This is a genomic window from Cupriavidus sp. GW821-FHT07C08 (genome assembly GCF_059419025.1).
This window is the reverse complement of the sequence record NZ_JBWKQZ010000013.1, coordinates 90,140-116,542: the sequence shown is the minus strand read 5'-3', so window position 1 is coordinate 116,542 and position 26,403 is coordinate 90,140. Positions and strand designations below refer to the sequence as shown.

The 26,403-nt window shown below is 68.5% G+C and carries 19 protein-coding genes; 16 read left to right on the top strand and 3 right to left on the bottom strand.

The features are described 5' to 3' along the window. Window positions 1-435: 435 nt before the first annotated feature. The 13 genes from AC07UK_RS18035 to AC07UK_RS17975 all read left to right on the top strand — a co-directional run bounded on the left by AC07UK_RS18035 (window position 436) and on the right by AC07UK_RS17975 (window position 17,019). Entirely contained in the window at window positions 436-1,461 is a 1,026-nt protein-coding gene (locus AC07UK_RS18035) for a D-2-hydroxyacid dehydrogenase family protein (RefSeq protein WP_494686559.1), read from the top strand. A gap of 225 nt (window positions 1,462-1,686) precedes the next feature. After that, window positions 1,687-2,859: an MFS transporter gene (locus tag AC07UK_RS18030; protein ID WP_494686560.1), complete on the top strand. Its 1,173-nt coding sequence runs from the start codon at window positions 1,687-1,689 to the stop codon at window positions 2,857-2,859. A 166-nt stretch (window positions 2,860-3,025) separates the two neighbouring features. Next, complete coding sequence (locus AC07UK_RS18025) at window positions 3,026-3,664, top strand: MOSC domain-containing protein (RefSeq protein WP_211982363.1); 639 nt, start codon at window positions 3,026-3,028, stop codon at window positions 3,662-3,664. Window positions 3,665-3,923: 259 nt separating this feature from the next. After that, window positions 3,924-5,162 (top strand): efflux RND transporter periplasmic adaptor subunit, encoded by a 1,239-nt coding sequence (locus tag AC07UK_RS18020; protein WP_494686561.1) that lies wholly within the window; start codon window positions 3,924-3,926, stop codon window positions 5,160-5,162. 3 nt (window positions 5,163-5,165) lie between these two features. Then, window positions 5,166-8,363 (top strand): efflux RND transporter permease subunit, encoded by a 3,198-nt coding sequence (locus AC07UK_RS18015; protein WP_494686562.1) that lies wholly within the window; start codon window positions 5,166-5,168, stop codon window positions 8,361-8,363. Window positions 8,364-8,526: 163 nt separating this feature from the next. Further along, complete coding sequence (locus AC07UK_RS18010; RefSeq protein ID WP_494686563.1) at window positions 8,527-9,375, top strand: ChaN family lipoprotein; 849 nt, start codon at window positions 8,527-8,529, stop codon at window positions 9,373-9,375. A 327-nt stretch (window positions 9,376-9,702) separates the two neighbouring features. Then, window positions 9,703-10,671, top strand: a complete 969-nt coding sequence (locus tag AC07UK_RS18005) for a Bug family tripartite tricarboxylate transporter substrate binding protein (RefSeq protein ID WP_436223003.1) — start codon at window positions 9,703-9,705, stop codon at window positions 10,669-10,671. A 215-nt stretch (window positions 10,672-10,886) separates the two neighbouring features. Beyond that, window positions 10,887-11,360: a tripartite tricarboxylate transporter TctB family protein gene (locus tag AC07UK_RS18000; protein WP_035817962.1), complete on the top strand. Its 474-nt coding sequence runs from the start codon at window positions 10,887-10,889 to the stop codon at window positions 11,358-11,360. A gap of 32 nt (window positions 11,361-11,392) precedes the next feature. Then, the gene (locus AC07UK_RS17995; RefSeq protein WP_114135488.1) at window positions 11,393-12,907 is read left to right on the top strand and encodes a tripartite tricarboxylate transporter permease; all 1,515 of its coding nucleotides are present in this window, start codon (window positions 11,393-11,395) and stop codon (window positions 12,905-12,907) included. Window positions 12,908-13,031: 124 nt separating this feature from the next. Beyond that, the gene (locus tag AC07UK_RS17990; RefSeq protein WP_436223004.1) at window positions 13,032-14,090 is read left to right on the top strand and encodes an AbrB family transcriptional regulator; all 1,059 of its coding nucleotides are present in this window, start codon (window positions 13,032-13,034) and stop codon (window positions 14,088-14,090) included. A 50-nt stretch (window positions 14,091-14,140) separates the two neighbouring features. Next, a complete protein-coding gene (locus AC07UK_RS17985) occupies window positions 14,141-14,563 on the top strand; it encodes a PaaI family thioesterase (protein ID WP_436223005.1) in 423 nt (140 codons plus the stop codon). A gap of 22 nt (window positions 14,564-14,585) precedes the next feature. Beyond that, window positions 14,586-15,482 (top strand): patatin-like phospholipase family protein, encoded by an 897-nt coding sequence (locus AC07UK_RS17980; RefSeq protein ID WP_436223006.1) that lies wholly within the window; start codon window positions 14,586-14,588, stop codon window positions 15,480-15,482. A gap of 67 nt (window positions 15,483-15,549) precedes the next feature. After that, the gene (locus tag AC07UK_RS17975; protein WP_494686564.1) at window positions 15,550-17,019 is read left to right on the top strand and encodes a dihydrolipoyl dehydrogenase family protein; all 1,470 of its coding nucleotides are present in this window, start codon (window positions 15,550-15,552) and stop codon (window positions 17,017-17,019) included. 3 nt (window positions 17,020-17,022) lie between these two features. Here the strand turns inward: AC07UK_RS17975 and AC07UK_RS17970 are convergent, their stop codons facing one another. Both AC07UK_RS17970 and AC07UK_RS17965 read right to left on the bottom strand, forming a co-directional pair. Then, on the bottom strand, window positions 17,023-18,477 hold the full coding sequence (locus tag AC07UK_RS17970) for a sensor histidine kinase (protein ID WP_494686565.1): 1,455 nt from the start codon (window positions 18,475-18,477) through the stop codon (window positions 17,023-17,025). 13 nt (window positions 18,478-18,490) lie between these two features. Beyond that, window positions 18,491-19,165, bottom strand: a complete 675-nt coding sequence (locus AC07UK_RS17965) for a response regulator (RefSeq protein WP_013958472.1) — start codon at window positions 19,163-19,165, stop codon at window positions 18,491-18,493. A 296-nt stretch (window positions 19,166-19,461) separates the two neighbouring features. Between AC07UK_RS17965 and AC07UK_RS17960 the strand changes: the two genes are divergently transcribed. Next, a complete protein-coding gene (locus AC07UK_RS17960; protein ID WP_494686587.1) occupies window positions 19,462-20,556 on the top strand; it encodes an ABC transporter substrate-binding protein in 1,095 nt (364 codons plus the stop codon). Between the two features lie 19 nt (window positions 20,557-20,575). On the opposite strand, the gene AC07UK_RS17955 is transcribed toward AC07UK_RS17960, so the two are convergent. After that, complete coding sequence (locus AC07UK_RS17955; protein WP_153955225.1) at window positions 20,576-21,319, bottom strand: TetR family transcriptional regulator; 744 nt, start codon at window positions 21,317-21,319, stop codon at window positions 20,576-20,578. Window positions 21,320-21,933: 614 nt separating this feature from the next. On the opposite strand from AC07UK_RS17955, the gene AC07UK_RS17950 reads away from it, so the two are divergent. Together AC07UK_RS17950 and AC07UK_RS17945 are read left to right on the top strand one after the other, a co-directional pair. Beyond that, window positions 21,934-23,184, top strand: coding sequence for an efflux RND transporter periplasmic adaptor subunit (locus AC07UK_RS17950; protein ID WP_494686566.1), 1,251 nt, complete (start codon window positions 21,934-21,936; stop codon window positions 23,182-23,184). A 65-nt stretch (window positions 23,185-23,249) separates the two neighbouring features. Further along, window positions 23,250-26,402 carry an efflux RND transporter permease subunit gene (locus AC07UK_RS17945; RefSeq protein ID WP_114135494.1) on the top strand — a complete coding sequence of 1,051 codons (3,153 nt, stop codon included), beginning with the start codon at window positions 23,250-23,252 and terminating at the stop codon, window positions 26,400-26,402. Window position 26,403 lies beyond the last annotated feature (1 nt).

Here is a 26,403-nt window from a genome sequence, read left to right as displayed (position 1 = left end):
AGGAAGGGAAGGAATCCTTGCAAAGCCTGGCCAGCGGGCAGATGGGGCCGTCACGCGCCCGGAGTGATGGTCGCACTCGGATCGACACATCCCGTTACAACTCCGCGGCGGCCCCGTTTATGCAAAAGGTCGCGGCGGTCCCTGCGGCTGCGCTACAGTTGCGCTTCGCGCGCGCAGGGGTGGCTGCACGTGCTGGCCGGACTTTGTCCGTGTGCGATCGCGTGACGGGAGCAAAGCTCGACCGACAATCCGCGGCGGCACCGGAACGGGCAAGGATACCACTGGCGCACCCCCCTGTTTTTTGCTATGCAACAATCGCTGCCACCGGCCGGCGTGGGGTTTTTCGATATTTCTCAACAATACTGTTGGCCGGCGCGCAGCTTGGTGGCCGCGCGCACCAACCGGCACAAGACCGTTAGACAACCAGAGTTGCCGATGAAGATTGCCGTACTCGACGATTACCAGGATGCCGTGCGCAAGCTGCCTTGCTTCAGCTTGCTGGCGGGGCACGACGTCAAGGTGTTCAACAACACCGTCAAGGGCGTGGGCCAGCTGGCCGCACGCCTGTCAGACGTCGAAGCCGTGGTGCTGATCCGCGAACGCACTCGCATCACCCGGCAACTGCTGGAAAAACTGCCCAAACTCAAGATCATCAGCCAGACCGGCCGGGTCGGCGCCGGCCCCGGCAGCCATATCGACCTGGACGCCTGCACCGACCGCGGCGTGGCCGTGCTCGAAGGCGTGGGTTCGCCGGTGGCGCCGGCCGAGCTGACCTGGGCGCTGATCATGGCCGCCCAGCGCCGCATCCCCCAGTATGTCGCCAGCCTGAAGCACGGCGCCTGGCAGCAGTCGGGGCTGAAATCGACGACGATGCCGCCCAATTTCGGCCTGGGCCAGGTGCTGCGCGGCCAGACCCTGGGGATCTGGGGCTATGGCAAGATCGGCCGGCTGCTGGCTGGCTACGGCCGGGCCTTCGGCATGAAGGTGCTGGTCTGGGGCCGCGAGGCATCGCTGGAAGGCGCCCGTGCCGACGGGCTGGGCGTGGCCGAATCCAAGGAGCAGTTGTTTGCCGACAGCGATGTGCTGTCGCTGCAGCTGCGCCTGAACGACGACACCCGCGGCATCGTCAAGCAGACTGACCTGACGCGGATGAAGCCCACGGCACTGTTCGTCAACACCAGCCGTGCCGAGCTGCTGGAAGAGAACGCGCTGGTCACCGCGCTGAACCGCGGCCGCCCCGGCATGGCCGCGATCGACGTGTTCGAGTCCGAGCCGATCCTGCAGGGCCACGCGCTGCTGCGCATGGAAAACTGCATCTGCACGCCGCACCTGGGCTATGTGGAGCGCGACAGCTACGAGCTGTACTTCCGCACCGCGTTCCAGAACATCCTGGACGTGCTGGCCGGCAACCATGACTGCATCGTCAACCCGAAGGCGCTGGCGCCGGTGCTGACGCGCTGAGTCACCAGCGGCCGGATTGCCTCCGGACAGCCCGCCCAGACACCCCTGTTCCGCCATGCGGGACAGGGGTGTTTCACATCTGGCCGGGCATTTCCTCTGGGAAACGCGAATTCCACGAAACCGCTACACTCCGGACTTCCCTTACCGCCCGGCCCGCCACGGCCCGCGGCAGCCCAGACAACAACAAGGCGCCCTCCTGCGCCAACCCCTATTCCCAAGGCCGGCATGGACCCCAGGCTAGTGACGCTCTGCGTCGGCAACTTCGTCATTGGCACCGGTGCGATGATCGTTACCGGCATGTTGAACGACATTGCCGGTGATTTCGGGCTGGGCGCGGCTAGCGCCGGGCAGCTGATCTCGGTATTCGCGCTGGCCACCTGCATCGGCGCCCCGCTGTTTGCCACGCTGGGCTCGCGCATCGACCGCCGGCTGCTGCTGGCCGGGTCGCTGCTGGTCTATGGGGTGATGCACCTGGCCGCCGCGTTCGCGCCCAGCTTTGCGGCGCTGATGGCGATCCGCTTCCTGACCGCGATCGGCGCGGCCATCTATACGCCCCAGACCGCCGCCACGCTGCCGCTGCTGGTCAACGCGCAGACGCGCGGGCGCGCCATCAGCTTCGTGTTTCTTGGCTGGAGCATCGCCAGCGTGGTGGGCGTGCCGCTGGGCACGTGGATTTCCAGCACACTGGGCTGGCGCGTCAGCATGGCGCTGGTCGGTGCCCTGGCGCTGCTGGTGTCGGCGGCGGTCTGGCGCGCGCTGCCGCGCGGGCTGATCGTGCCGCCGGCCGGGCGCGAGGCCTGGGGCGCGGTGCTGCGCCACAAGCCGATCATGCTGGTGGTGCTGACCACCATGATCTCGTCGGCGGGCATGTTCACCGTGTTTACCTATATCGCCCCGCTGATGCGCGACGTGTACGGCATCAGCGGCGGCGCGCTCAGCCTGATGTTCCTGGCCTACGGCGCCTGCGGCGTGTTCGGCAATGCCATGGCGGCGTCGCGCATGGACCGGGTCACGCCCAGCCGGATCGTGCAGGTCACGCTGCTGACCTCGATCACGGCCATGGTGCTGTGGCCGCTGGCCGGGCTGGGCAGCGTGGCGCTGGTGCTGCTGTTCATGCTGTGGGGCGTGGGCGGGTTTGCCACCAACAGCGCGCAGCAAGCGCGGCTGGTGCTGCTGGCGCCTGAGCGGGCATCGGTGTCGATCTCGCTGAATTCTTCGTCGATCTACCTGGGCCAGGCGGCCGGCGCCATGGCCGGGGCTGCCATCTATACGCTTGCCGGCGCCGACACGCTGCACTGGGGTGCGGCGGCGCTGATGCTGGTGGCGCTGGCGGTATCGCAGCGCGCCCGGGCGCTGGGCTGCCAGTGGCAGCGGCCGCAGGCGGCGCAGCAGGCGTGATGCCGGGCTGAACCCCGAGGGCGGCTCCCCGCCGCCGGGTTCCTTGTGAGGGACCGCACCAAGCACTTGTCCACAGTGTTATCCGCCCCGTTATCCTCAGGCATATCCGCAGCTTATCCACAGCCCTTTCCACAACCGGATGCACAACCACGAAGCGGGGGCGCACGTGAGCGAATCCAGACCTCGGCCGGGCCTTGCGCGTGTGCTGGCGGTCAGCATGGCCAAGGCCATCCCGCTGGTGGTGGCCGGGGCGGGCACCGAGGCGGTGGTGCTGTCGGGCATTCGCAAGCACCCTGTCAGCACCCTGCTGCACCCGTTGCGGGTACAGGTGCAGCCGCTGGGCCTGGCCGGCGACGAACAGGGCGACCTGACCGTGCACGGCGGCCTGGACAAGGCGGTCTACGCCTATCCTTTCGAGCACTACCCGTGGTGGAATGCGCGCCGCCGCGCCTGCGGACAGCCCGAGTCAGGCCCACCGTTGCCGTTTGGCGCCATGGGCGAGAACCTGACCCTGGAGGGGCTGCTTGAATCCCAACTCTGGATCGGCGACCTGGTGCGCGTGGGCACGGCCCTGCTGCGGGTGGAGTCGCCGCGCAAGCCCTGCTACAAGTTCAACGCCGCGCTGGGCTACCGCCACGCGGTGCGCGACATGATCCAGAGCGGTTACTCCGGGGTCTACCTGAGCGTGGTGCTGAAGGGAGAAGTGCGCGCCGGCGATGTCGTGGTTGTGCAGGCCGGGCCACGCGAACTGTCGGTCGACAGCGTCAATCAGTGGCGCCGCGATGGCCGGCGGCAGCTTTTCTGATAATGTTTGTCTAACCATACAAGCGCCCCGCTAAACACATCTCCGGCTTCCCCTGTGGCCCGGACGGCGTTTGCCGGCGCCGGGCATTACCAGACCCTTGCAACCCTGTAACGGACTGTAATACGCGGCGCTGGCTCCGGCGGGCGAAGCGCGGTATCAGTAGAGTCTTTGCGCGACACGCACCGGCAACATCTGGACACAACCAGCCGGGCGATCACGGGGAGTGGCGCGAAGACGCGGTGCAGAGGGTCCACACAATATGAAATCTGACAGGATCGACCAGCCCAAGGGCTTCGTCGACAGCAACTGGAGGGCGGCCACCGGAACCGGGCGCGGCCGCGTGTCGCCGTGGGCGGTGGTGGCCATGCTGCTGGTCATTGCCGGCCTGGGCTGGTTTGCGTGGCGTACCTGGTTCGCGCCCAAGCCGGCGCCCAAGGCGCCGGCGGCCGTGGTGGTGTCCACCGCGCGCGTGCAGCAGGGCGACGTGCCGCTGCAGGTCACGGCCAACGGCAATGTCACCGCGCTGTCCACGGTCGAGGTGCGCCCGCAGGTGTCCAGCACCGTGCGCACGGTCCATATCAAGGAAGGCCAGACCGTCAAGCCGGGCGACCTGCTGTTCTCGCTCGATACCCGCATGGACGAGGCCAACCTGGCCAAGGCGCAGGCCCAGCTGCTGCGCGACCAGGCTGACCTGGCCGATGCCCGGCGCACGCTCGCGCGCAGCCAGGAGCTGCTGCAGCGCAACTTCATCTCCAAGAGCGCGGTCGACACGGCCCAGGCCAAGGTGGATGGCTTTGCCGCCACCGTGCGCGCCGACCAGGCCGCCATCGACGCCAGCCGCGTGGCGGTCAGCTACGGCGCCATCCGTGCCACCATCAGCGGCCGCACCGGCGTGATCAACGCCTTCCCGGGTTCGCTGGTGCTGCCCAACAGCACCCAGCCGATGGTCATCATTGCCCAGGTGCAGCCGATTGCCGTCACCTTCAGCCTGCCCGAGCGGCAGCTGGGCGCGCTGCGCGAGGCGCTGCACGCGGGGCCGGTGCAGGTCACCGCGCTGCCCAACGACGGCAGCAAGACCCCGGTGACCGGCAGGATCACCTTTGTGGATAACACCGTCGATCCGCAGTACGGCACCATCCGAGTCAAGGCGCAGTTCGACAATGAAGAGCAGCGGCTGTGGCCGGGCACCTATGCCAACGTCAACGCCGTGGTGCAGACCCTGAAGGGCGCGCTGTCGGTGCCGCCGCAGGCGGTGGTGACCGGCCCGGAAGGCCGCTTTGTCTATGTGGTCCAGCCCGACAGCAAGGTCGCGCGCGTGCCGGTGCAGGTGGTGACCACTACTGCCGCCGCCGCCGTGGTCGAGGGCGTGCAGCCCGGCGCCCGCGTGGTGGTGGAGGGCACGCAGAACCTGCGCCCCGGCGCGCTAGTGCGCGAGGCCCCGGCCGCCGGTGCCTCGGCCGCCGCCGCCCGCCCGGCCACTGCCACCGCGGGGCACTGAGCCATGACGCTGTCTGAACTCTGCATCCGCCGTCCGGTGATGACGGTGCTGCTGTGCCTGGCCGTGGTGGTCACCGGCATCGTGCTGTACCCGACCATCCCCATCGCCGCGCTGCCCAGCTTCAATTCGCCGGTGATCCAGGTCACCGCGACCCTGCCCGGGGCCAGCCCCGAGACCATGGCGGCATCGGTTGCCACGCAGCTGGAAAAGCAGTTTGCGACGATCCCGGGCGTGTCGGTGATCAGCTCGTCGAACACGCTTGGCAACTCCAGCATCACCATCGAATTCAACAACGACCGCGATATCGACGACGCGGCCGTCGACGTGCAGGCGGCGCTGTTCCGCGCCCAGCGCTCGCTGCCGATCGAGATGACGGTGCCGCCGTCGTACCGCAAGGTCAACCCGGCCGATGCGCCGGTGCTGCTGCTGGCGATCAACTCGCCGGCGATGAGCCTGGCGGACCTGAACGCCTTCGGCGACAACCTGATCTCTCCCACGCTGGCCACGCTGCCGGGGGTGGCGCAGGTGCAGATCTTCGGGCAGAAGCGCTTTGCCGTGCGGGTGCGCGCGCACCCGGATGCGCTGGCCGCGCGCGGGCTGACGCTGGACGAGCTGGCCACGGCGCTGAACCGCGCCAACGCCAACACGCCGGTGGGCACGCTCGACAGCGCGCGCCAGACCCTGACCATCCAGGCCAACCGGCAGCTGACCAGCGCCGACGCCTTCCGCAACATCATCGTTGCCAGCCAGCCCAACGGCGCGCTGGTGCGCCTGTCCGACGTGGCCGAGATCGAGGACAGCGTCGAGACCATCAAGACCGGCAGCTGGCTCAACAACGAGCGCTCGATCGTGCTGGCGGTACTGCGCCAGCCCGACGCCAACACCGTGGCGGTGGTCGATGCCATCAAGGCCGCCCTGCCCCGCCTGATCGCGCAGATGCCGGGCTCGGTCAATGTCGCGGTGGTCAACGACCGCTCGAACTCGATCCGCGAATCGATCCACGACGTGCAGTTCACGCTGGCGCTGACGGTGGCGCTGGTGGTGATGGTGATCTTCCTGTTCCTGCGCCGCGCCGCCGCCACGCTGATCCCCACGGTGTCGCTGCCGATCTCGCTGATCGGCACGGTGGCGTTGATGAAGGCGTTCGGCTACAGCCTGGACAACGTCTCGCTGCTGGCCATCACGCTGGCGGTGGGCCTGGTGGTGGACGACGCCATCGTCATGCTCGAGAACATCGTGCGCCATATCGAGGAAGGCGTGGCGCCGCTCAAGGCCGCGCTGGTGGGTTCGCGCGAGATGGGCTTCACCATCCTGTCGATCTCGATCTCGCTGGTGGCGGTGTTTATCCCGATCTTCTTCATGCCGGGCGTGATCGGGCTGTTGTTCCATGAGTTCGCGGCGGTGGTGTCGCTGGCGATCCTGGTATCGGCGCTGGTGTCGCTGACGCTGATCCCGATGCTGTGCGCGCGCTTCCTGTCGGCCGAGAACGTGCCGGTGGATGAATCGCACCATGCCTACGGCGATCATGCTCCGGCGCAGCCCGCCATCGCGCAGAAGCAGACCTTCGGCATGCGCTCCACGCAGTGGTTCGAGAACCTGTTCGAGTTCACGCTGCACCGCTATGCGCGCGGGCTGGACTGGTGCCTGGCGCACCGCCGCACCGTGCTGGCGGTCGCAGGGCTGACGTTCGTGCTGACCGCGGTGCTGTTCGTCACCATCCCCAAGGGCTTCTTCCCCGAGGAAGATATCGGCCAGATCCAGGTCAACGCCGAAGGCCCGCAGGATATCTCCTTCGATGCCATGGCCGCGCGCCTGCGCGACGCGGCCGAGCGCATGCGCGCCAACCCTGCGGTCAGGAGCGTGGTGGTTTCCATCGGCGGCGGCCCCTCGCCCGCGATCAACACCGGGCGTATGTTCATCGAGCTCAAGCCGCTCGGCGAGCGTGCCAAAATGCCCGCCGTGGTGGAGTCGCTGCGCAAGGATGTGTCCGGCATCCCGGGCTTGGCGGTGTACTTCTCGCCGGTGCAGAACCTGCGCCTGGGCGGGCGCCAGAGCAAGAGCCGCTACCAGTACACGCTGCAAAGCGTGAAGGCCGGCCAGCTGCAGGACTCCTCCGACAAGCTGATGGCGAAGATGCGCGCCGATCCGATCTTCCGCGACGTCACCAGCGATTCGCAGCAGTCCGGGCTGGAGGCGCACCTGTCGATCGACCGCGACAAGGCCAATGCGCTGGGCGTGCAGATGCAGGACGTGCGCACCGCGCTGTACTCGGCCTTCGGCGAGCGGCAGGTGTCGACCATCTACACGCCGATCGACAACTACTACGTGATCCTGCAGGCGGCCGATGTCGACCGCACCGACGAGAGCGCGTTCTCCAAGCTCTATGTGCGCAGCAAGACCGGCCAGATGGTGCCGGTCTCCGCCTTCGCCACCACCGAGCGCCGGGTCGGGCCGATCGCCGTCAACCACCAGGGGCAGCTGCCTTCGGTGACGGTGTCGTTCAACCTGGCGCCGGGCGCGGCGCTGGGCGATGCTTCGGCGCGCATCGACCGCTACCGGCAGGAGACCGCGATGCCCAGCTCGATCTTCACCAGCTGGGGCGGCGACGCGGCGGTGTTCCAATCGTCGCAGGCCACGCAGATCGTGCTGCTGGTGGCGGCCATCGCGGTGATCTACACGCTGCTGGGCGTGCTGTATGAAAGCTATATCCACCCGCTGACCATCCTGGCGGGCTTGCCCTCGGCGGCGGTGGGCGCGTTGCTGACGCTGTTCCTCTTCAACGTGGAGCTGTCGCTGATCGCGGTGATCGGCGTGCTGATGCTGATCGGCATCGTCAAGAAGAACGCGATCATGATGATCGACTTCGCGCTGGCCGCGCAGCGTGAGCAAGGCATGCCGCCGGCCAAGGCGATCCGGCAGGCGTGCCTGCTGCGCTTCCGGCCGATCATGATGACCACCTTCGCCGCGGTGATGGGCGCGCTGCCGCTGGCGCTGGGCCTTGGCGCGGGTGCCGAGTTGCGCCAGCCGCTGGGCCTGGCGGTGGTTGGTGGCCTGCTGTTCTCGCAGGTGATTACGCTGTTCATCACGCCGGTGATCTACCTCGCGCTGGACCGGTTCTCCGGGACGGGGCCGCTGCAGATCGACGCTGAAGGCAACAAGCTGCCGGACAAGACGCCGGGCGAGACGGTGCACCAGCGCTGAGGCACCGGCAGACAAGAGGAGGCCGTAGCATTGCTGCGGCCTCTTTGCTTTTGAGGCGCCGGCTAGGGTCGACGACGTGACCATCATCACCAACCCGGGCAACAAGCGGGAGCGCAGGCCGGCAACCCCGCCACGACAACGAGATATGGAAAGGAACCGCGTGATGTCATTCCGTTTGCCTGTCGCAAACATGCGTGCCGGCATGCTGGCCGCCGCTGTCGCTGTGCTCGCCACCGGCTGCGCGGCCATGCGCCCCGCGCCCGAGGCGGTCAGCGCCGCCTTTGCCGGCAAGTCTTACGTGCTGCTGGGCGAGGTCCACGACAACGCCGCCGCGCAGCAGCAGCGCCTGGCCGCGCTGACGCGCGCCGTCGAGCAAGGCTGGCGCCCGGCCATCGCCATGGAGCAGTTCGACCGCGAGCGCCAGGCGGATATCGAGCGCGCCCGCCGCGAGCGCCCGCGCGATGCCGACTACCTGATCGCCCAGGCCGGCGGCGGTGCCTGGCAATGGCCGCTGTACCGGCCGGTGGTGGCGCTGGCGCTGCAGTACGACCTGCCGCTGGTGGCGGCCAACCTGTCGCGCGCCGACGCCGGCAAGATCGTTCGCGGCGGACTGGACAGCCTGTTCCCGGCCGGCGAGCGCCAGCAACTGGGCCTGTCCGGTGCGCTGCCCGAGGACCTCGTGGCCGCGCAGACGGCGGTGCTCGACCAGGGCCACTGCGGCAATTTCCCAAAGGCCATGCTGCCCGGGATGCTGGTGGCGCAGGCCGCGCGCGATGCGGTGATGGCGCAGACGCTGCGCCCCTACGCGCAGCGCGGCGCGGTGCTGATCGCAGGCAACGGCCACGTGCGGCGCGACATCGGCGTGCCGCGCTGGCTGGGGGTGGGCGTGGCGCAGGTGGTCAGCGTGGGGTATGTGGAAAACCCGCCGGCCGACGGCGAGTTCGACGTGGCCGTGGTGGTGCCGGCGGTGGCGCGCAAGGACCCGTGCCTGCAGGCGAAGCCGGCGGGTTGAGGGGCCTGCGCCCCGCGCTGCAGTGCGCCATCCACGTAAACCCCGACCCTTTCTCCCCCCAATTGACAGCCTTTTGACAGTTTCCGCCGCCTAGAATCCGCCCCATGACCGGTAATTCCGGTCTGACGTTCACCAAAAGTCCAAGAACAGTCCCGGCCACGCCCCGCCGCGCCGGACAGGAGACAAGCACCGGCACTGCGCCTTTCGCGCAGTCCCCCCGGCTATCTTCCCGTCCCCCGCAACGCAGTGGCAGCCGGAACGCCCGGGTCGGATCGCGGCTGCCAGCAGGCTGGCACAGCGCATCCCCGGTACAACCAGGAGACCGCTATGCGCCGTACCTATTCCCGCCTGGCCCATGCCGTGATGGCATCGGCCGCCGTTGCCGCCACCTTTGCCGCCGCGCCGGCCTTTGCGCTGGACAGCGTCAAGGTGATGATCGGCGCCAACCCGGGCGGCGGCTTTGACCAGACCGGCCGCTCGCTGGGCGCCGCGATGATTTCCGCGGGCCAGGCCAAGACCGCCTCGTACGACAACAAGGGCGGCGCCGGCGGTACCATCGCGCTGACCCAGTTCGTCAATACCGACAAGGGCAACCCCAATGCGCTGATGGTGGTGGGCGCGGTGATGGTGGGTGCGATCGAGACCAACAAGCCGCCGGTCACGCTGAAGAACGCCACCCCGATCGCGCGCCTGTTCGCCGACACCATGGTCATCACCGTGCCGGCCAGCTCGCCGATCAAGTCGGTCAAGGACCTGACCACGCAGCTCAAGGCCAACCCGGGCAGCGTCAGCTGGGGCGGCGGCTCCAAGGGTTCGATCGACCATATCCTGGCCGGCCTGATCGCCAAGGAAAGCGGCGTCGACCCGAAGAAGATCAACTACGTGCCCTTTCAGGGCGGCGGCGAAGCCTCGGCCTCGATCATGGGCGGCCACGTGACGGTGGGCATTGCCGGCGTGTCGGAATTCCTGCCCTTCATCAAGAGCGGCAAGATGCGCGCGCTGGCGGTGACCTCCAAGGACCGCACCGCCGATATCCCGACGCTCAAGGAGCAAGGCGTGAACGTCGAGATCTACAACTGGCGCGGCGTGTACGGCGCGCCCGGCATCAGCGCCGAGCAGCGCAAGGCCATGATCGACGCCGTGGTCAAGGCCACCGAAAGCAAGGCCTGGAAGGACACGCTGCAGAAGAATGACTGGACCCCGTTCCTGCTGACCGGCGACGAGTTCGGCAAGTTCGTCGACAGCGAATCGGCCCGCCTGGGCGGCTCGCTGCGTGAACTGGGCGTGGCCAAGTAAGAACTGTCCGCAGTACCGCTTCAACCCGCTTTACCTGTCGTGCCTGCCAACCCCGCTGGTGAACCCGGCGGCAGGAAAACGGCGCAGGGCCCGGTGTCCACCTGCGATACCAGACAAATAACCAAATGTCGCCGGGCCCTGCCGCCGCGCGGGCAGCACCTGCCAGCGTCGCGGACGCCAGCGCCCCTGCTGGCGACAAAGGCCAAGGAGTCTCCATGAAACCCTCGCACCTCGCCATCGGCATTGCCGTGCTGGCGCTCTCGCTGTTCTTCTTCCTCGGGCTGTCCGGCATTTCCGGCGAAGAGGGTTATGCCGGCCTGTCGCCGCGCTTCGTGCCCACGCTGGTGGCCGTCGGCCTGGCCGTGTGCGGCGCGCTGCTGACGTGGCAGGGCGTGCGCGGCGGATTCCGCAACATGCCGGAAGAAGATGCCGAGCTGCCCAACGCGCCGCACAACTTCGGCGGCTTCCTGTGGGTGGCCGCGGGCCTGGTGCTGAACATGGCGCTGATCGGCACGCTTGGCTTCGTGTTTGCTTCCACGCTCCTGATGGTGTGCGTGGCGCGCGGCTACGGCAGCCGCCGCATCGTGCGCGATGCGCTGATCGGCCTGTGCATCACGGTGCCGATGTGGGCGCTGTTTGAATTCCTGCTCGGCATCAACCTGCCGCTGCTGCCCATCGCTGGCTTCTGAGCCCGCCCGCCCGACCAGCAAGGAGTCTTCGAATGGATACCCTGAACCTGCTGATGCACGGCTTTGCCGTCGCGATCACGCCAATCAACCTGATGTGGGCCCTGGTGGGCTGCTTCCTCGGCACCGCCATCGGCGTGCTGCCCGGCATCGGCCCCGCGCTGACGGTGGCGATGCTGCTGCCGCTGACCGCCAAGGTGGAACCGACCGCGGCGCTGATCATGTTTGCCGGCATCTACTACGGCGCGATGTACGGCGGCTCGACCACCTCGATCCTGATGAACACCCCGGGCGAGTCCTCCACCATGGTGACAGCCATGGAAGGCAACCTGATGGCCAAGAACGGGCGCGCCGGCCCGGCGCTGGCCACCGCGGCGATCGGCTCGTTCGTGGCCGGCACCATCGCCACCGTGCTGCTGTCGATGTTCGCGCCGGTGGCGGCGGACGTGGCGCTGCAGTTCGGCCCGGGCGAGTATTTCATGATCATGCTGCTGGCCTTCACCACGGTCTCGGCCGTGCTGGGCTCGTCGCTGCTGCGCGGCATGACCGCATTGTTCCTGGGCCTGGGCATCGGCCTGATCGGCATGGATTCGCTGTCGGGCCAGACCCGCTACTCGATGAACGTGCAGGAGCTGTACGACGGCATCGACATCGTGGTGGTGGCGGTAGGCCTGTTCGCCGTGGGCGAGGCGCTGTTCAACGCGTTCTTCCCGCAGCCGACGGGCACGTTCAACAAGCTCAGCTCGGTCCACATGAACAAGTCGGACTGGAAGCGCTCGGTCCCGGCGTGGATTCGCGGCACCATCATCGGCTTCCCGTTCGGGCTGATCCCCGCCGGCGGCGCCGAGATCCCGACCTTTCTCTCGTATGCCACCGAGAAGAAGCTGTCGGACCACAAGGAAGAGTTCGGCAAGGTCGGCGCGATCGAAGGCGTGGCCGGCCCCGAAGCGGCCAACAACGCTGCCGTCACGGCGACGCTGGCCCCGCTGCTGACGCTGGGCATCCCGACCTCCAACACCACCGCGATCCTGCTGGCCGCGTTCCAGAACTACAACCTGCAGCCGGGCCCGATGCTGTTCCAGACCTCGGGCGACCTGGTGTGGGGCCTGCTGGCGTCGCTGTATATCGGCAACGTCATGCTGCTGGTGCTGAACCTGCCGGCGATCGGGCTGTGGGTGCGCATGCTGCGCGTGCCCACGCCGCTGCTGTATGGCGGCATCCTGATCTTCGCGGGGCTGGGCGCCTACGGCATCCGCCAGTCGTGGTTCGACCTGCTGCTGCTGTTCGTGGTCGGCCTGCTGGGCATGGTGATGCGCCGCTTCGACTTCCCCACCGCGCCGGTGATCGTGGGCATGATCCTGGGGCCGATGGCCGAGAAGCAGCTGCGCAATGCGCTGTCGATCGGCCAGGGCGACTGGACCCTGTTCCTGCGCCAGCCGATCTCGGCCACCATCCTGGCGCTGACCGTGGCGGTGGTGGTGATCCCGCGCCTGTTGCGCTGGCACGCGACCCGCACCTCGGCGCACGCGCAGGCCGACAACGCGGCATGATGCGCGCGATCTTGCGGTAAGCTTTGCGAGGCCCGCACGCCAATGGTGTGCGGGCCTCTTGTCTTTCGTCGTCCGTCTTCCAGAACAACAAGCCGCCGGCGCCCCCGCGCCAGGCCGCTGTCACATGCGTCTCTTCTCCAACCCCTGGCTATCCGCGCTGCCCACGCTGGCACTCGGGCTGGCTGCCGCCCTGCTCTGCACCGCGCTGCATACCCCGCTGCCGTGGATGATCGGCCCGTTGCTGTCCGTGGCCGCCGCGCGCATGGCCGGGGCCGACCTGCGGGCGCCGTCGCAGGCCCGCAATGCGGGCCAGTGGGTGATCGGCGCGTCGCTCGGGCTCTATTTCACGCCGGACGTGGTGGCGCGGCTGGTGGAGTACCTGCCCTACATCATTGCCGGCTCGCTGTTCGCGCTGGTGCTCGGCGCGGGTGGCGCCATCCTGCTGCGGCGGACCACCGGCGTGGCCTTCAAGACCGCGTTCTTCTCCACCGCCATCGGCGGCGCCTCGGAGATGGCCAACCTGGCCGAGCGCAACGGCGCGCGCATCGACCAGGTGGCGGCCGCGCATTCGCTGCGGGTGCTGATGGTGGTGGTAACCGTGCCGGCGATCTTCCAGTACGGCGGCATCCACGGGCTCGACCCCTATATCCCCGGCCCGCGCGTGGTCAGCGCGCCGGGGCTGCTGGCGCTGATCGCGATCACGCTGGGCGTGGCGCTGCTGGTGAAGCGGCTGAACATGCCCAACCCGTTCGTGATCGGCACGCTGCTGGCCGCGGCGGTGCTGACCGCATCCGGGATCGAACTGTCGGCGATCCCAACCTGGATGAGCCGTGCCGGCCAGCTGCTGATCGGGGTCTCGCTGGGGGTGCGCTTCTCGCGCGAGTTCCTGCATACCGCGCCGCGCTTCCTGTCGGGCGTGGCGCTCTACACCGTGCTGGCGCTGGTGGTATCGGCGCTGCTGGGCTGGGGGCTGTCGGCGCTGTCTGGCGCGCACCCGGCCACGGTGATCCTGGGCACCACGCCGGGCGGCATTGCCGAGATGTGCATCACCGCCAAGGTGCTGGAGGTGGGGGTGCCGCTGGTGACCGCGTTCCATGTGATCCGGATGGCCTTCGTGGTGCTGGCCACCGGCCCCCTGTATCATTGCCTCAAACATCGCGTCGCGCCGGAGGAGACAGAGTAGCGGTCCGCCACAGGACGGCTACGGTGCGGCCAGCCAGAACCAGGAGCGCCATGTCCGAAGCCGCACCGCAGTTCAGCCTCACCGATATCGACGCCACGCTGGAGCGCGTGCTGGCGCCATGGGTGCGCCAGCTTGGCCTGCGCGCCGAAGCCGTCGATGCCCAGGGCATCACGCTGCGCCTGCCGTTCAGCGAATCGTTCCGCCATGCGGGCGGCGTGGTCTGCGGCCAGGTGCTGATGTCCGCCGCCGATACCGCCATGATCGTCGCCGTGGCTAGCGCGCTGGGCGCCTTCCGCCCGATGACCACGGTCACGCTCACTACCAACTTCATGCGCCCGGTGATCGACGGCGACGTGCTGGTGCGCGCCAACGTGCTGCGCCTGGGCAAGACCGTGGTGTTCGGCGAGATCGAGCTGGCCGGCACCGACGGCAAGCTGGCGGTGCAGGCCACCACCACCTACGCCCTGCTCTGATCCCCGCGCAACGCCAGCGTCCATGACTTCCGGCCACGCTAATCCCTTCGACCAGATCGTCTTTGCCGGCGGCGGCAACCGCTGCTGGTGGCAGGCGGGCTGGTGGGACACGGTCGCGCCGGAACTGCAGCTGCGCCCGCGCGTGATCGCCGCGATCTCGGCCGGCGCGGCGACGGCGTGCATGGTTTATGCGCATGACTCGCACCAGACCATGGACTACTACCGCGAGGTGCTGTCCAACAACCGCCGCAATGCCTACTGGGGCAACCTGCTGCGCAATGAGCGCGTGTTCCCGCATTACGGCATCTACCGCACCGCGCTGCTGACGATCTTCGCCGACGGGCGCCTCTCGCACCTGCAGCAGGCGCCGGAGATCCGCATCGGCGTGGCCCATATCCCGCGCTGGAGCGGCCCGCGCCTGGCGGTGGCCGCGGGGCTGCTGGCGTACAACATCGACAAGCATGTGCTCAAGACGCTGCACCCGCGGCTGGGGCGCAAGCTGGGCTTCCGCCCGGAGTTCGTGCGCGCGCAGGATTGCGATTCGCCCGAGCAGCTGGCCGACCTGCTGCTGCAGTCGGCCTCCACGCCGCCGTTCACGCCGGTGCTGCGCCGCGGCGGCCGCCCGGTGCTGGACGGCGGGCTGGTCGACAACGTGCCCGTGGACGCGCTCGATGCCACCCCGGGCAATGTGCTGGTGCTGGTGACAAGGCTGTATCCGCGCCCGCGCCGTTTCGTGCTTGAGCAAGGCGGCCAGCGCCGCCTGTACCTGCAGCCCTCGCAGCGCGTGCCGATCTCGAGCTGGGACTACACCCGGCCCGATGCCATGACGCACGCCTACGAGCTGGGCCGCCGCGACGGGGAAACTTTCCTGCGCGAATGGCCGTCGATCCTGAATACCGAACTGCGGCCCGCTGCCTAGTGTTTTGTTTGCTGGCGCTGGCCTGATTGTTGTCGATGCGGCCCGCGTGCCGCGACAGGAGGCATGAATGACTAAGCGCCAGACAACCCCCGCCGGGGCCAAGGAACCGCGGCGCGCCCGCGAGGTCAGCGCGGCGCCGCCGGTGGAGCAGGTGCCGCGCGTGCGCAACGGCCGCACGCGGCGCAACGACAAGGTGCGCAAGGCAGACCTGGTGGTGATCGGCGGCGGCTCGGGCGGCGTGGCCTGCGCGCGGCGCGCCGCCGCGCACGGCGCACGCGTGATCCTGGTCGAGCGCGATGCCATCGGCGGCACCTGCGTCAACCGCGGCTGCGTGCCCAAGAAAATGCTGTCCTACGGCGCCGGCTGGTCGGCGATCCTGTCGGGCTGCCTGTCGCACACGGGCGGGCATGAGGACTGGCGCGACGCCATCGTCCGCGTCAACGCCGAAGTCGCGCGGCTGAACGCGGGCTACACCCAGCGCCTGCACGAATCCGGCGTGGAAATCCTGCGCGGCGATGCGCTGGTCACCGGCAAGGACGAAGTGCGCGTCGGTGACGAGACCATCCACGCGCGCCGCATCCTGATTGCCACCGGCGCGCGCCCGCGCGCGCTCGAAGTCCCCGGCGGCGAACTGGCCGCCAGTTCCGACGACGTCTTCACCTGGCAGACCGTGCCGGGTTCGATCGCGGTCATCGGCGGCGGCTACATCGGCGTGGAGCAGGCCTCGATCCTGTCGCGCTACGGCGTCAAGGTAGACCTGATCGTTGCCGGCGACCGGCTGCTGCCCCACTTCGACCACGACATCTCCCGGTCCCTGGCCGATGCACTGACCGCGCGCGGCGTGCGCCTGCACCTGAACGCCCGGGTGCACCTGCTGAGCCAGGCCAATGGCGCCGTTGAAGTCTGCTACCGCCCCACCGACCGCCCCGGCCAGACCGAGGCCGTGCGCGCGCAGGCCGCGCTGGCGGCGATCGGGCGCATTTCCAACGTGCAGGGCTTCGGGCTGGAGGCGGTTGGCGTGGACTTTGGCGACAAGGGCGGCATCCGCGTGGACCGCCAGTTCCGCAGCAACGTGCGCGGCATCTACGCGCTCGGCGACGCCATCGACGGCCTGCACCTGACCCCGGTGGCCACCGCGCAGGGCCGCTGGCTGGCCGACCGCCTGTACGGCCGGCGCGGCGAACGCGCCGATTTCGACTTCGTGCCCACCGCGGTGTTCTGCGAGCCCGCCATCGGCGCCGTGGGCCTGACCGAGGCCCAGGCGATCGAAGCCGCCGGCAAGCCCGAACGCATCCGCACCGTGGTCAAGCGCTTTGTCTCGCTGGAAAACCGCTTTGGCGGCACGGCCCACCAGTCGATGTTCAAGCTGGTGCTGAACGCGCGCAGCGGTCGCGTGCTGGGTGCGCACCTGATGGACGACGCCGCGCCCGAGATCGTGCAGACGCTGGCCGTGGCGTTGCGGCTGGGCGTGCGCGAATCGCACCTGGAAACCACCGTGCAGCTGCATCCGACGGTGGCAGAAGAGTTGTTTGGTTAGGCCTTATTCGCCGATGGGCAGCTTCAGCACCGCGCGCACGCCGGTGCCCTGCAGCCCATCGCCGAGTTCCACCGTGCCGCCAAACCGCGCCGCCATCTCGCGCGAGATGGCCAGCCCCAGCCCGGAGCCCGGCTCCGCATTGCCCACGCGCCGGTAGAAGCGCGCGAAGACTTTTTCGCGCTCTTCGGCGGGGATGCCCGGTCCGTCGTCTTCCACCACCAGGCAGGCGGTCTGGTCGGCGCGCGTGGCCGACAGCGTGATGCGGCTGCCGCGCGGCGAGTACTGGATCGCGTTGTGGACCAGGTTGGCCAGCGCCTCGCGCAGCAGCGCGGGGTCGGCGCGCACCGGCAGCTTCAGCCCCGGCACCGGCTCCCAGCCGAAGTCCTGCTGCTTGCCGCGCGCCAGCGGCAGGTAGTCCAGCGCCACCTGCTCGGCCACGGTGACGGCGTCGATGATGTCGATGCCATCGGCTTCCTGGGCGGCTTCGCCGTGGTGCTGGCGTACCCGCGCCAGCGCCAGCAGCTGGTTGGTCAGGCGCGCGGCCTGCTCCAGCTGGGTGACGATGCCGCCCACGGCTTCGCCGGCGGCCTGGCGCGCGGCGTCGGGATCGGGCGCGCGCAGCTGGCGCTGGGCGTATTCGGCCTGGGTCTTCAGGATGGCCAGCGGCGTGCGCAGCTGGTGCGCGGCGTCGGCGATAAACTGGGCCTGCGACTGCGCCATCGCCGCGGAGCGCGACACATGCAGGTTGACCGCATCGACCAGCGGGCGCACCTCGGCGGGCACGCGCTCGAACGTGAGCGGGGCCAGGTCGTCCGGCGAACGCGCTTCCACGTCGTCGCGCACGCGCGCCAGCGGGCGCAGCACGTATGTCACGCCGCCCACCAGGATGCCGGCGCTCAGCAGGATCAGCAGCAGGTCGCGCGCCAGCGCGCTGCGCCAGACCGTGCCGATCAGCGTGGTGCGCGGCTCGGCGGTCTCGGCCACCTGGATGATCACGCGCATGCGCGCGTCGGGCCGGTACACCGGCCGCGCCATGGCGGCAATGCGCACGGCCTCGCCCCGGTATTCGGCGTCGTAGAAGCGCGGCTGGTTGTTGACGAGGGTGCCGGCAGGCAGCGGCAGGTCGTCGTAGCCGGTGACGGTCTCGACCTGGCCGGCGCGCTCGGTCGACACGCGGTAGAACACATGGGTCTGCGCCGCGGTCTCGAACATCTCCATGGCGGCGTCGGGCAGGGTCAGCTGGACGCTGTCGCCGGCCATGCCGATGGCATTGTCGATGGCGCGGATCGAGCCATAGAGCGAGCGGTCATAAGCCGTGTTGGCGGCGTCGCGCAGGGTGCCGTAGGTGAGCCAGGTGTCGATCGCCATCATCGCCGCCAGCGCCGGCACCAGCAGCAACAGCAGTTGCCGGCGCAGGCTGCCGCGGCGCCACAGCAGCACAGGATGGCGGGGACCCATCCTCCAACGCATGTCAGCGCCCGGCCTCGGGCTCCAGCAAGTAGCCGAAGCCGCGCAGCGTGACGATGGTGACGCCGTGCCCGGCCAGCTTCTTGCGCAGCCGGTAGACCAGCACCTCGATCGCGTCGGGAGAGACATCGGCGTCGAGTGAGAACACCTTGTCGAGCAGCTGCGCCTTGGTCAGCGGCTGGCCGCTGCGCGCGAGCAGCGCGCCCAGCAGGGTCGATTCGCGCGGGGTCAGCGCCAGTGGGGCCCCGTCCAGCGTGAAGCTGCGGGTCTCGCCGTCGAACACCAGCGTGCCGCATTGCAGGCGCGGGTGCGCGCGCCCGCGGCTGCGGCGGATCAGCGCCAGCAGCCGCGCTTCCAGCTCGGCAATGGCAAAAGGCTTGGGCAGGTAGTCGTCGGCGCCCAGGTTCAGGCCGCGCACGCGTTCGTCCAGTGTGTCCTGGGCGGTCAGGATCAGCACCGGGGTGCGGTCGTCGCGCCCGCGCATGGACTTGAGCACGGCCAGCCCGTCCTTGCCGGGCAGGCGCAGGTCGAGCAGCACCGCATCGTATTCCTCCGCCTGCAGGCGGGCCTCGGCCTGCAGCCCGTCGGCGACGTGCTCGATCACAAAGCCGCCCTGCTCCAGCGCGCGGGCGACCCAGCGTGCCAGTTCGATTTCATCCTCCACCAGCAGGATGCGCATGCCGGTCTCCTCCTCTGCCGGTTTGGTCCAAATTTCGGTTGCGGCGGCGGAAAACGTCCGGACAACAGGGGGCTGCACCGATGGAGCGTGCCCGCCGCGGGCGCCTATAATACCCCCGCCCCGCTGGTCCCGGCGCGTGCTGTCCGCGCGCCCGCTCCCTTCCACAGGCAGTTCTTCCGTTTCCGAGCACCGTGCCCACGCGTCCACCCCCGCCGTCCCTGCCGTGCGCTTGCGAGCCGCCTGCCTCGGGGCAGCGCCGCCGCCTGCTGGGCGCATCGCTGCTGGCCGGCGCCGCCTTGCCGGCCGCATGGCCCCTTCATGCCCAGTCTAGGCCGCCGGCGCCGCCGCCGGGGTATCCGTCCGGGTATGACGCCACCATTGCCGGCGCCATGCGCGAAGGCATGGTCACGGTCTATGCATCGACCGACCTGAAAGTGGCGCAGCCGCTGATCGCCGCGTTCGAGGCGCGCTACCCGGGCATCCGCGTGCACTACCAGGATCTCAACACGATCGAGCTGAACCAGCGCTTCCTGGCCGAGACCGCGGCGCTGGGCGGCAAGCGGCCCGCGCCCGATGCGGCCTTCGCCGACGTGCTGTGGAGCACGGCCATGGACCTGCAGATCAAGCTGGTCAACGACGGCCATGCGCAGCGCTACGCCTCGCCCGAGCGCGGCGGACTGCCCGGCTGGGCGGTGTGGCGCGACGAGGCCTGGGGCACCACCTTCGAGCCCGCGGTGATCGTCTACAACCGCCACCACCTGGCCGGCATGCGCCCGCCGCGCAGCCGCAGCGGGCTGGCGCGGCTGCTGCAGGAACACGCGCCGCGCTGGCATGGCAGGGTAGTGACGTATGACGTGGAGCGCTCGGGCGTGGGCTACCTGCTGGCGCAGCAGGACGCGCGCATGGGCAGTGAGTTCTGGTACCTGGCGCAGGCGCTGGGCCGCGCCGGGGTGCAGCTGTCGGCGTCCACCGCCGAGATGATCGAGCGCATCGCCAGCGGCGAGCTGGTGCTGGGCTACAACCTGCTGGGTTCGTACGCGCTGTCGCTGATGGAGCGTGGCGCGGCCATCGACGTGATCGCCCCGCGCGACTACACGCTGGTGATGTCGCGGGTGGCCTTTATTGCCCGGCGCGCGCCGCGGCCCAATGCGGCGCGGCTGTGGCTGGACTACCTGCTCTCGCGCGAGGGCCAGGCGCTGCTGGCCAAGTCCACCTCGCAGCTCTACACCATCCGCACCGATACCGACAGCGTGCACACCGCCGCGGCCTTGTCGGAGCGGCTGGGCTACGCGCTCAAGCCGATCAGCGTCGGCCCGGGCCTGCTGGCCGCGCAGGACGCGATGCGCAAGCGCGCCTTCCTGGCGCGCTGGCGCGAGGCCATGCGCGGCTAAGCGCGGCTAAGCGCGCCGCTCAGGGCACCAGGTCGCCGGTTTCGAGCCCGCCCGGTTGGGCGTTCGGGCAGGCCTGCTGGCACAGCGTGGACAGTTCCCGGTCCAGCGCCGCCATCGGGCGCGGCACGTAGCCGTGGCGCAGCGCCGGTGAGAACTTCAGGGTATCGATAAAGGCGTCGGACATGCGCTCGGCGTTGGCGTCGAGGTCGAAGTCCTGGGGCGAGAACAGCCAGTGCGCCAGCACCCCGCCGATGGCGGCATGGAAGGCGTTGACGGCCAGGTCCAGGTCCAGGTCGGCGGGCAGCTGGCCGCGCTCCAGGGCCAGGCGCAGGTGTTCGCGCATCTTGATCAGGCCGTCCTGGTGCGACTGGCGCTGGCGCTCGAAGATGGCGCCGTTGTCCTGCACCATTTCACACTTGTGGAAGATGATCTCGAACACCCGGCGCCAGCGCGGGTTGACCACGGTCTGGCGCATCACATAGGCGCAGATGTCGCGGATGCCGCCCAGCGGGTCTTCCTGGCGCGCTAGCCGCTCGGGGTCGCACAGCGCTTCCACGGGCAGGTTGACGCGGTCGCACATGGCGGCGAACACATCGCTCTTGTTCTTGAAGTGCCAGTAGATCGCGCCGCGCGTAACACCCGCCGCCTCGGCGATGTCGGCCAGCGACGGGCGTGCCACGCCGCGGGCGTGGAACACGGCTTCGGCCGCGTCGAGAATCCGGTGGCGCGTTTCAAGCGCCTCTTCCTTGGTACGTCTGACCATTTTTGTCTCTGGTGCCGGCGGCATGACGAGATGGAGCCGTCATGGCCAGCCTTGTTGGTTCTCCCTGGTGCGGCCGCTGAGGCAGCCGCACGGGCCGGCGCATGCGCCAGCGGGTCGTTGTCGTCACATGCCAATGTGCTTGCAGCCTGCGAGCCGACACGACGGCGCGCATCCTAACCCGAGCCGGCGGTTTGCGCCGTGATTCCGAACGGGTAGGACGCAATTCGGACCGACCGGTTGGGTTTGACCGGCTTGGGATCCGTATTGCCGCGGCCCCGCGGCGCCGGTTGTGCGCCGAAAGGCCCTTCTGCAACATCAACTTAACATACATGCTTGAATGTATATATAATACGCGCTTGCCCGGCATTCGGCCAGCCGCCTTCTGTGACATACCCAGTACAGCTGGCAATCCCTGCCGCAGGCCAGCCGGGCATGAATCCAGTCGTTACATAAAAGTCACCGTTCGTCGCATCTGACATTGCGACGCCGAGATTTGTGGCTAGCATCACGCTTTTGTCCGCCGCAAACCATGCGGCGTGCTGTGTCGTTTCCGTTTGTCGGATGACAGGTCGGGACGATGCGGCAGATCTCAAATTGCCATCATGGGGTTATCGATGAGGAAGTCCCAACGTATCCGTTGCGTTGCAGCCTATGCACTAGCGGCGCTGTCTGCCGTGGCGCTTGTTGCCTGTGGCGACAAGAAGGCCGAAGGCGGCCCCCCGCCCCCGCCGGAAGTGGGTGTGGTGACCGTGACGCCGTCGCCGGTCGCCGTCGTCAATGAACTGCCGGGCCGCCTGGAAGGCATCCGCACGGCCGAAGTGCGTGCTCGCGTCGAAGGCATCGTGCTGTCGCGCAACTACACCGAAGGCGGCGAAGTGAAGGCCGGCCAGGTGATGTTCCGCATCGACCCGGCGCCCTACCAGGCCACGCTGGCTTCGGCCCAGGCCGCGCTGCAGCGCGCCGAGGCCAACGCCGTGTCGGCGCGCCTGAAGGCCGAGCGCTACAAGCCCCTGGTGGCCGTCAACGCGGTCAGCAAGCAGGAGTACGACGACGCCGTGGCCTCTGCCGGCCAGGCCAATGCCGACGTGGCCTCGGCCAAGGCGGCGGTGCGCACCGCCCAGATCAACCTGGGCTACACCACCGTGACCGCGCCGATCAGCGGCCGTGCCGGCCGCGCGCTGGTGACCGAGGGCGCGCTGGTGGGCAAGGGCGAGGCGACCAAGCTGGCGCTGGTGGAGCAGGTCGACCCGATGTGGGTCACCTTCACCCAGCCGGCCTCGGAAGTCACGCGCCTGCGCCGCGCCATCGAGTCCGGCATGGTCAAGGGCATGAACGGCGGCGCCAAGGTGCACCTGTACGTCGAAGACGGCCGCGAGTACGAACAGACCGGCAAGCTGCTGTTCTCTGACATGACCGTGGACCCGACCACCGGCGCGATCACGCTGCGCGCGCAGTTCCCCAACCCGAAGCGCGAACTGCTCTCGGGCACCTTCGTGCGCGTGAAGATCGAGCAGGGCGTGGATGAGAACGCACTGACCGTGCCGCAGCGGGCGCTGATCCGCGGCGCGCAGGGTGCCAGCGTGATGGTGGTGGGCACGGACGGCAATGTCGCGGCGGTGCCGGTCAAGGCGCCGCAGGCCATTGGCGACAGCTGGGTGGTGACCGAAGGCCTGAAGGGCGGCGAGAAGGTGATCGTCGAGGGCCTGCAGAAGATCAAGGTCGGTGCGCCGGCCAGGGCCGTGCCGTTCAAGCCGGCCGAGGCCTCGGCACCGGCAGCGGCGACGGCCTCCGCCCCGGCGACGCCGGCCTCGGCCCCCAAGGCCGAGAGCCAGCAGCAAGCCAAGTCTGACGCCAAGCAAGGCTGAACCCTGCCGTACCAACCAATACGGCAAATACGGCTAGACCGCTAGACCAAGAGGGAGCCAGATTTATGGCCAAGTTTTTTATCGACCGGCCGGTGTTCGCGTGGGTGCTCGCGCTGATCATCGTGCTGGGCGGCATATTGGCGATCCTGCAGTTGCCGATCGCGCAATATCCGAACATCGCCCCGCCGACGATCTCGGTCACCGCCACCTACCCGGGTGCGTCGGCCAAGACGCTGGAGGATTCCGTCACCTCGGTGATCGAGCAGGAGCTTAACGGCGCCCCTAACCTGCTCTACTACAACTCCACCAGCGAGTCGTCCGGCCTGGCGAGCATCACCATCGCCTTCGCGCCGGGTTCGAACGTCGACCTGAACTCGGTCGAAGTGCAGAACCGCCTCAAGCGCGTGGAAGCGCGCCTGCCGGCTGAAGTGCGCCAGCAGGGCGTGCGCGTGGACAAGGCCGGGAACAACTACATGATGTTCCTGACCGTGTCGTCCAAGTCCGGCACGGCTGACGCGATCCAGCTCGGCAACTATGTCTCGGCGCAGGTGATCGACTCGATCCGCCGCGTGCCGGGCGTGGGCCAGGCCGACCTGTTCGGCACCGAGTACGCCATGCGGATCTGGCTGGACCCGTCCAAGCTGACCGGCTACAACCTGACCCCGACCGACGTCACCGCCGCGGTGGGCGAGCAGAACATCCAGGTCGCCGTGGGCGAACTGGGCGGCACGCCCTCGCCCAAGGGCACCGAGCTCAACGCCACCGTCACCACCGAAAGCCGGCTGACCACGCCGGAGCAGTTCGGCAACATCCTGCTGCGCACCAACCCGGACGGGTCGTCGGTGCGTATCAAGGACGTGGGCCGCGTGGAGCTGGGCGGCGCCGACTACTCGACGCTGGCCCGCACCAACGGCAAGCCGTCGGCGGCCATCGCCATCAAGCTGGCCCCGACCGGCAACGCGCTGGCCACGGCCACCGCGGTGCGCGCCAAGATGGAAGAGCTGTCAAAGACCTTCCCGGCGGACTACCAGTACTCGGTGCCTTACGACACCTCGGCCTTCGTCAAGATCTCGATCGAGGAAGTGATCAAGACGCTGCTGGAAGCCGTGGTGCTGGTGTTCCTGGTGATGTACCTGTTCCTGCAGAACTTCCGCGCCACGCTGATCCCGACGCTGGTGGTGCCGATCGCGCTGCTGGGTACGTTCGGCGCGCTGCTGGCGTTCGGCTTCTCGATCAACGTGCTGACCATGTTCGGCATGGTGCTGGCCATCGGTATCCTGGTGGACGATGCCATCGTGGTGGTCGAGAACGTCGAGCGGATCATGAGCGAGGAAGGACTCTCGCCACGTGAAGCCACGCGCAAGGCCATGGGCCAGATCACCGGCGCCATCATCGGCATCACGCTGGTGCTGACAGCGGTGTTCATCCCGATGGCGTTCTTCTCGGGCTCGGTGGGCAACATCTACCGCCAGTTCTCGCTGTCGCTGATCTCGTCGATGGCGTTCTCGGCGCTGCTGGCGCTGACGCTGACCCCGGCGCTGTGCGCGACGCTGCTCAAGCCCGTCGAAGCCGGCCACCATCATGAGAAGACGGGCTTCTTCGGCTGGTTCAACCGCACCTTCGCGCGCGCGTCGACCAGCTACCAGGGCGTGGTGGCGCGCATTCTCAAGCGCACCGGCCGCTACCTGATCATCTACGCGGTCATCATCGTCGGCGTTGTGGTGCTGTTCAAGCGCCTGCCGTCGTCGTTCCTGCCCGACGAAGACCAGGGCTACATGATCACCGTGGTGCAGCTGCCCAATGGCGCCACCCAGGACCGTACCATCGGCGTGCTCAAGCAGATCGAGGACTACTACCTGCAGAAGGAAAGCAAGGTGGTGGACCAGATGATCACGGTGGCGGGCTTCTCCTTCTTCGGCCGCGGCCAGAACGGCGGTATCGCGTTCGTGCGCCTGAAGGACTGGAAGGAACGCACCGGCGCCGGCGAGACCGCGCAAGCGCTGGTCGGCCGTGCCTTCGGCGCGCTGTCGTTCATCAAGGACGCGATCATCTTCCCGCTCAACCCGCCGGCGATTTCCGAGCTGGGCAACTCCTCGGGCTTTGACTTCCGCCTGCAGGACCGCACCGGCCAGGGCCACGCCAAGCTGATGGAAGCGCGCAACATGATGCTCGGCATGGCGGCCAAGAGCCCGGTGCTGATGGGCGTGCGCCCGGAAGGCCAGGAAGACGCGCCGCAGCTGCAGATCGACATCGACCGCGAGAAGGCCAAGGCGCTCGGCGTTACCGTGGCCAGCATCAACTCGACGCTGTCGATTGCGTTCGGCTCGAACTACGTCAACGACTTCATCTATGAAGGCCGGGTGCGCAAGGTGATCGTGCAGGCAGAAGGCTCAGACCGCCGCCTGCCGGACGACCTGACCAAGCTGCGCGTGCGCAACAGCAACGGCGACATGGTGGCGTTTGCCGCGTTCGCGACGTCCAAGTGGGTGATGGGCTCGCCGCGCCTGGAGCGCTACAACGGCATGCCGGCGGTGAAGCTGGCGGGCCAGGCCGCGCCGGGCCGCAGTACCGGTGAGGCCATGCGCGTGATGGAAGAGAACTTCGCCAAGCTGCCGCCGGGCTTCGGCTTCGAGTGGTCCGGCCAGTCTTATGAAGAACGCCTGGCCGGCTCGCAGGAACCGATCCTGTACACGCTGTCGCTGATCATCGTGTTCCTGTGCCTGGCCGCGCTGTATGAAAGCTGGTCGATCCCGTTCTCGGTGCTGCTGGTGGTGCCGCTGGGCGTGCTCGGTGCGCTGCTTGGCGTGACGCTGCGCGGCATGCCCAACGACGTGTACTTCAAGGTGGGCCTGATCGCGACGATCGGCTTGTCGGCGAAGAACGCCATCCTGATCGTGGAATTCGCCAAGGACCTGCAGGCGCAGGGCAAGGGCCTGATCGAAGCCACGCTGGAAGCGGTGCACCTGCGTTTCCGACCGATCCTGATGACGTCGATGGCGTTCATCCTGGGCGTGCTGCCGCTGGCGATTGCCACTGGCGCGGGCTCGGGCAGCCAGCGCGCCATCGGTACCGGCGTGATGGGCGGGATGATCACGGCCACGGTGCTGGCGATCTTCCTGGTGCCGGTCTTCTTCGTCGTGGTGCGCAAGCGCTTCAAGGGCAGTGCGCGCCAGCGCATGCTGGACCAGAAGTGGCACGAGCCGAAAGAGGAAATCTGAA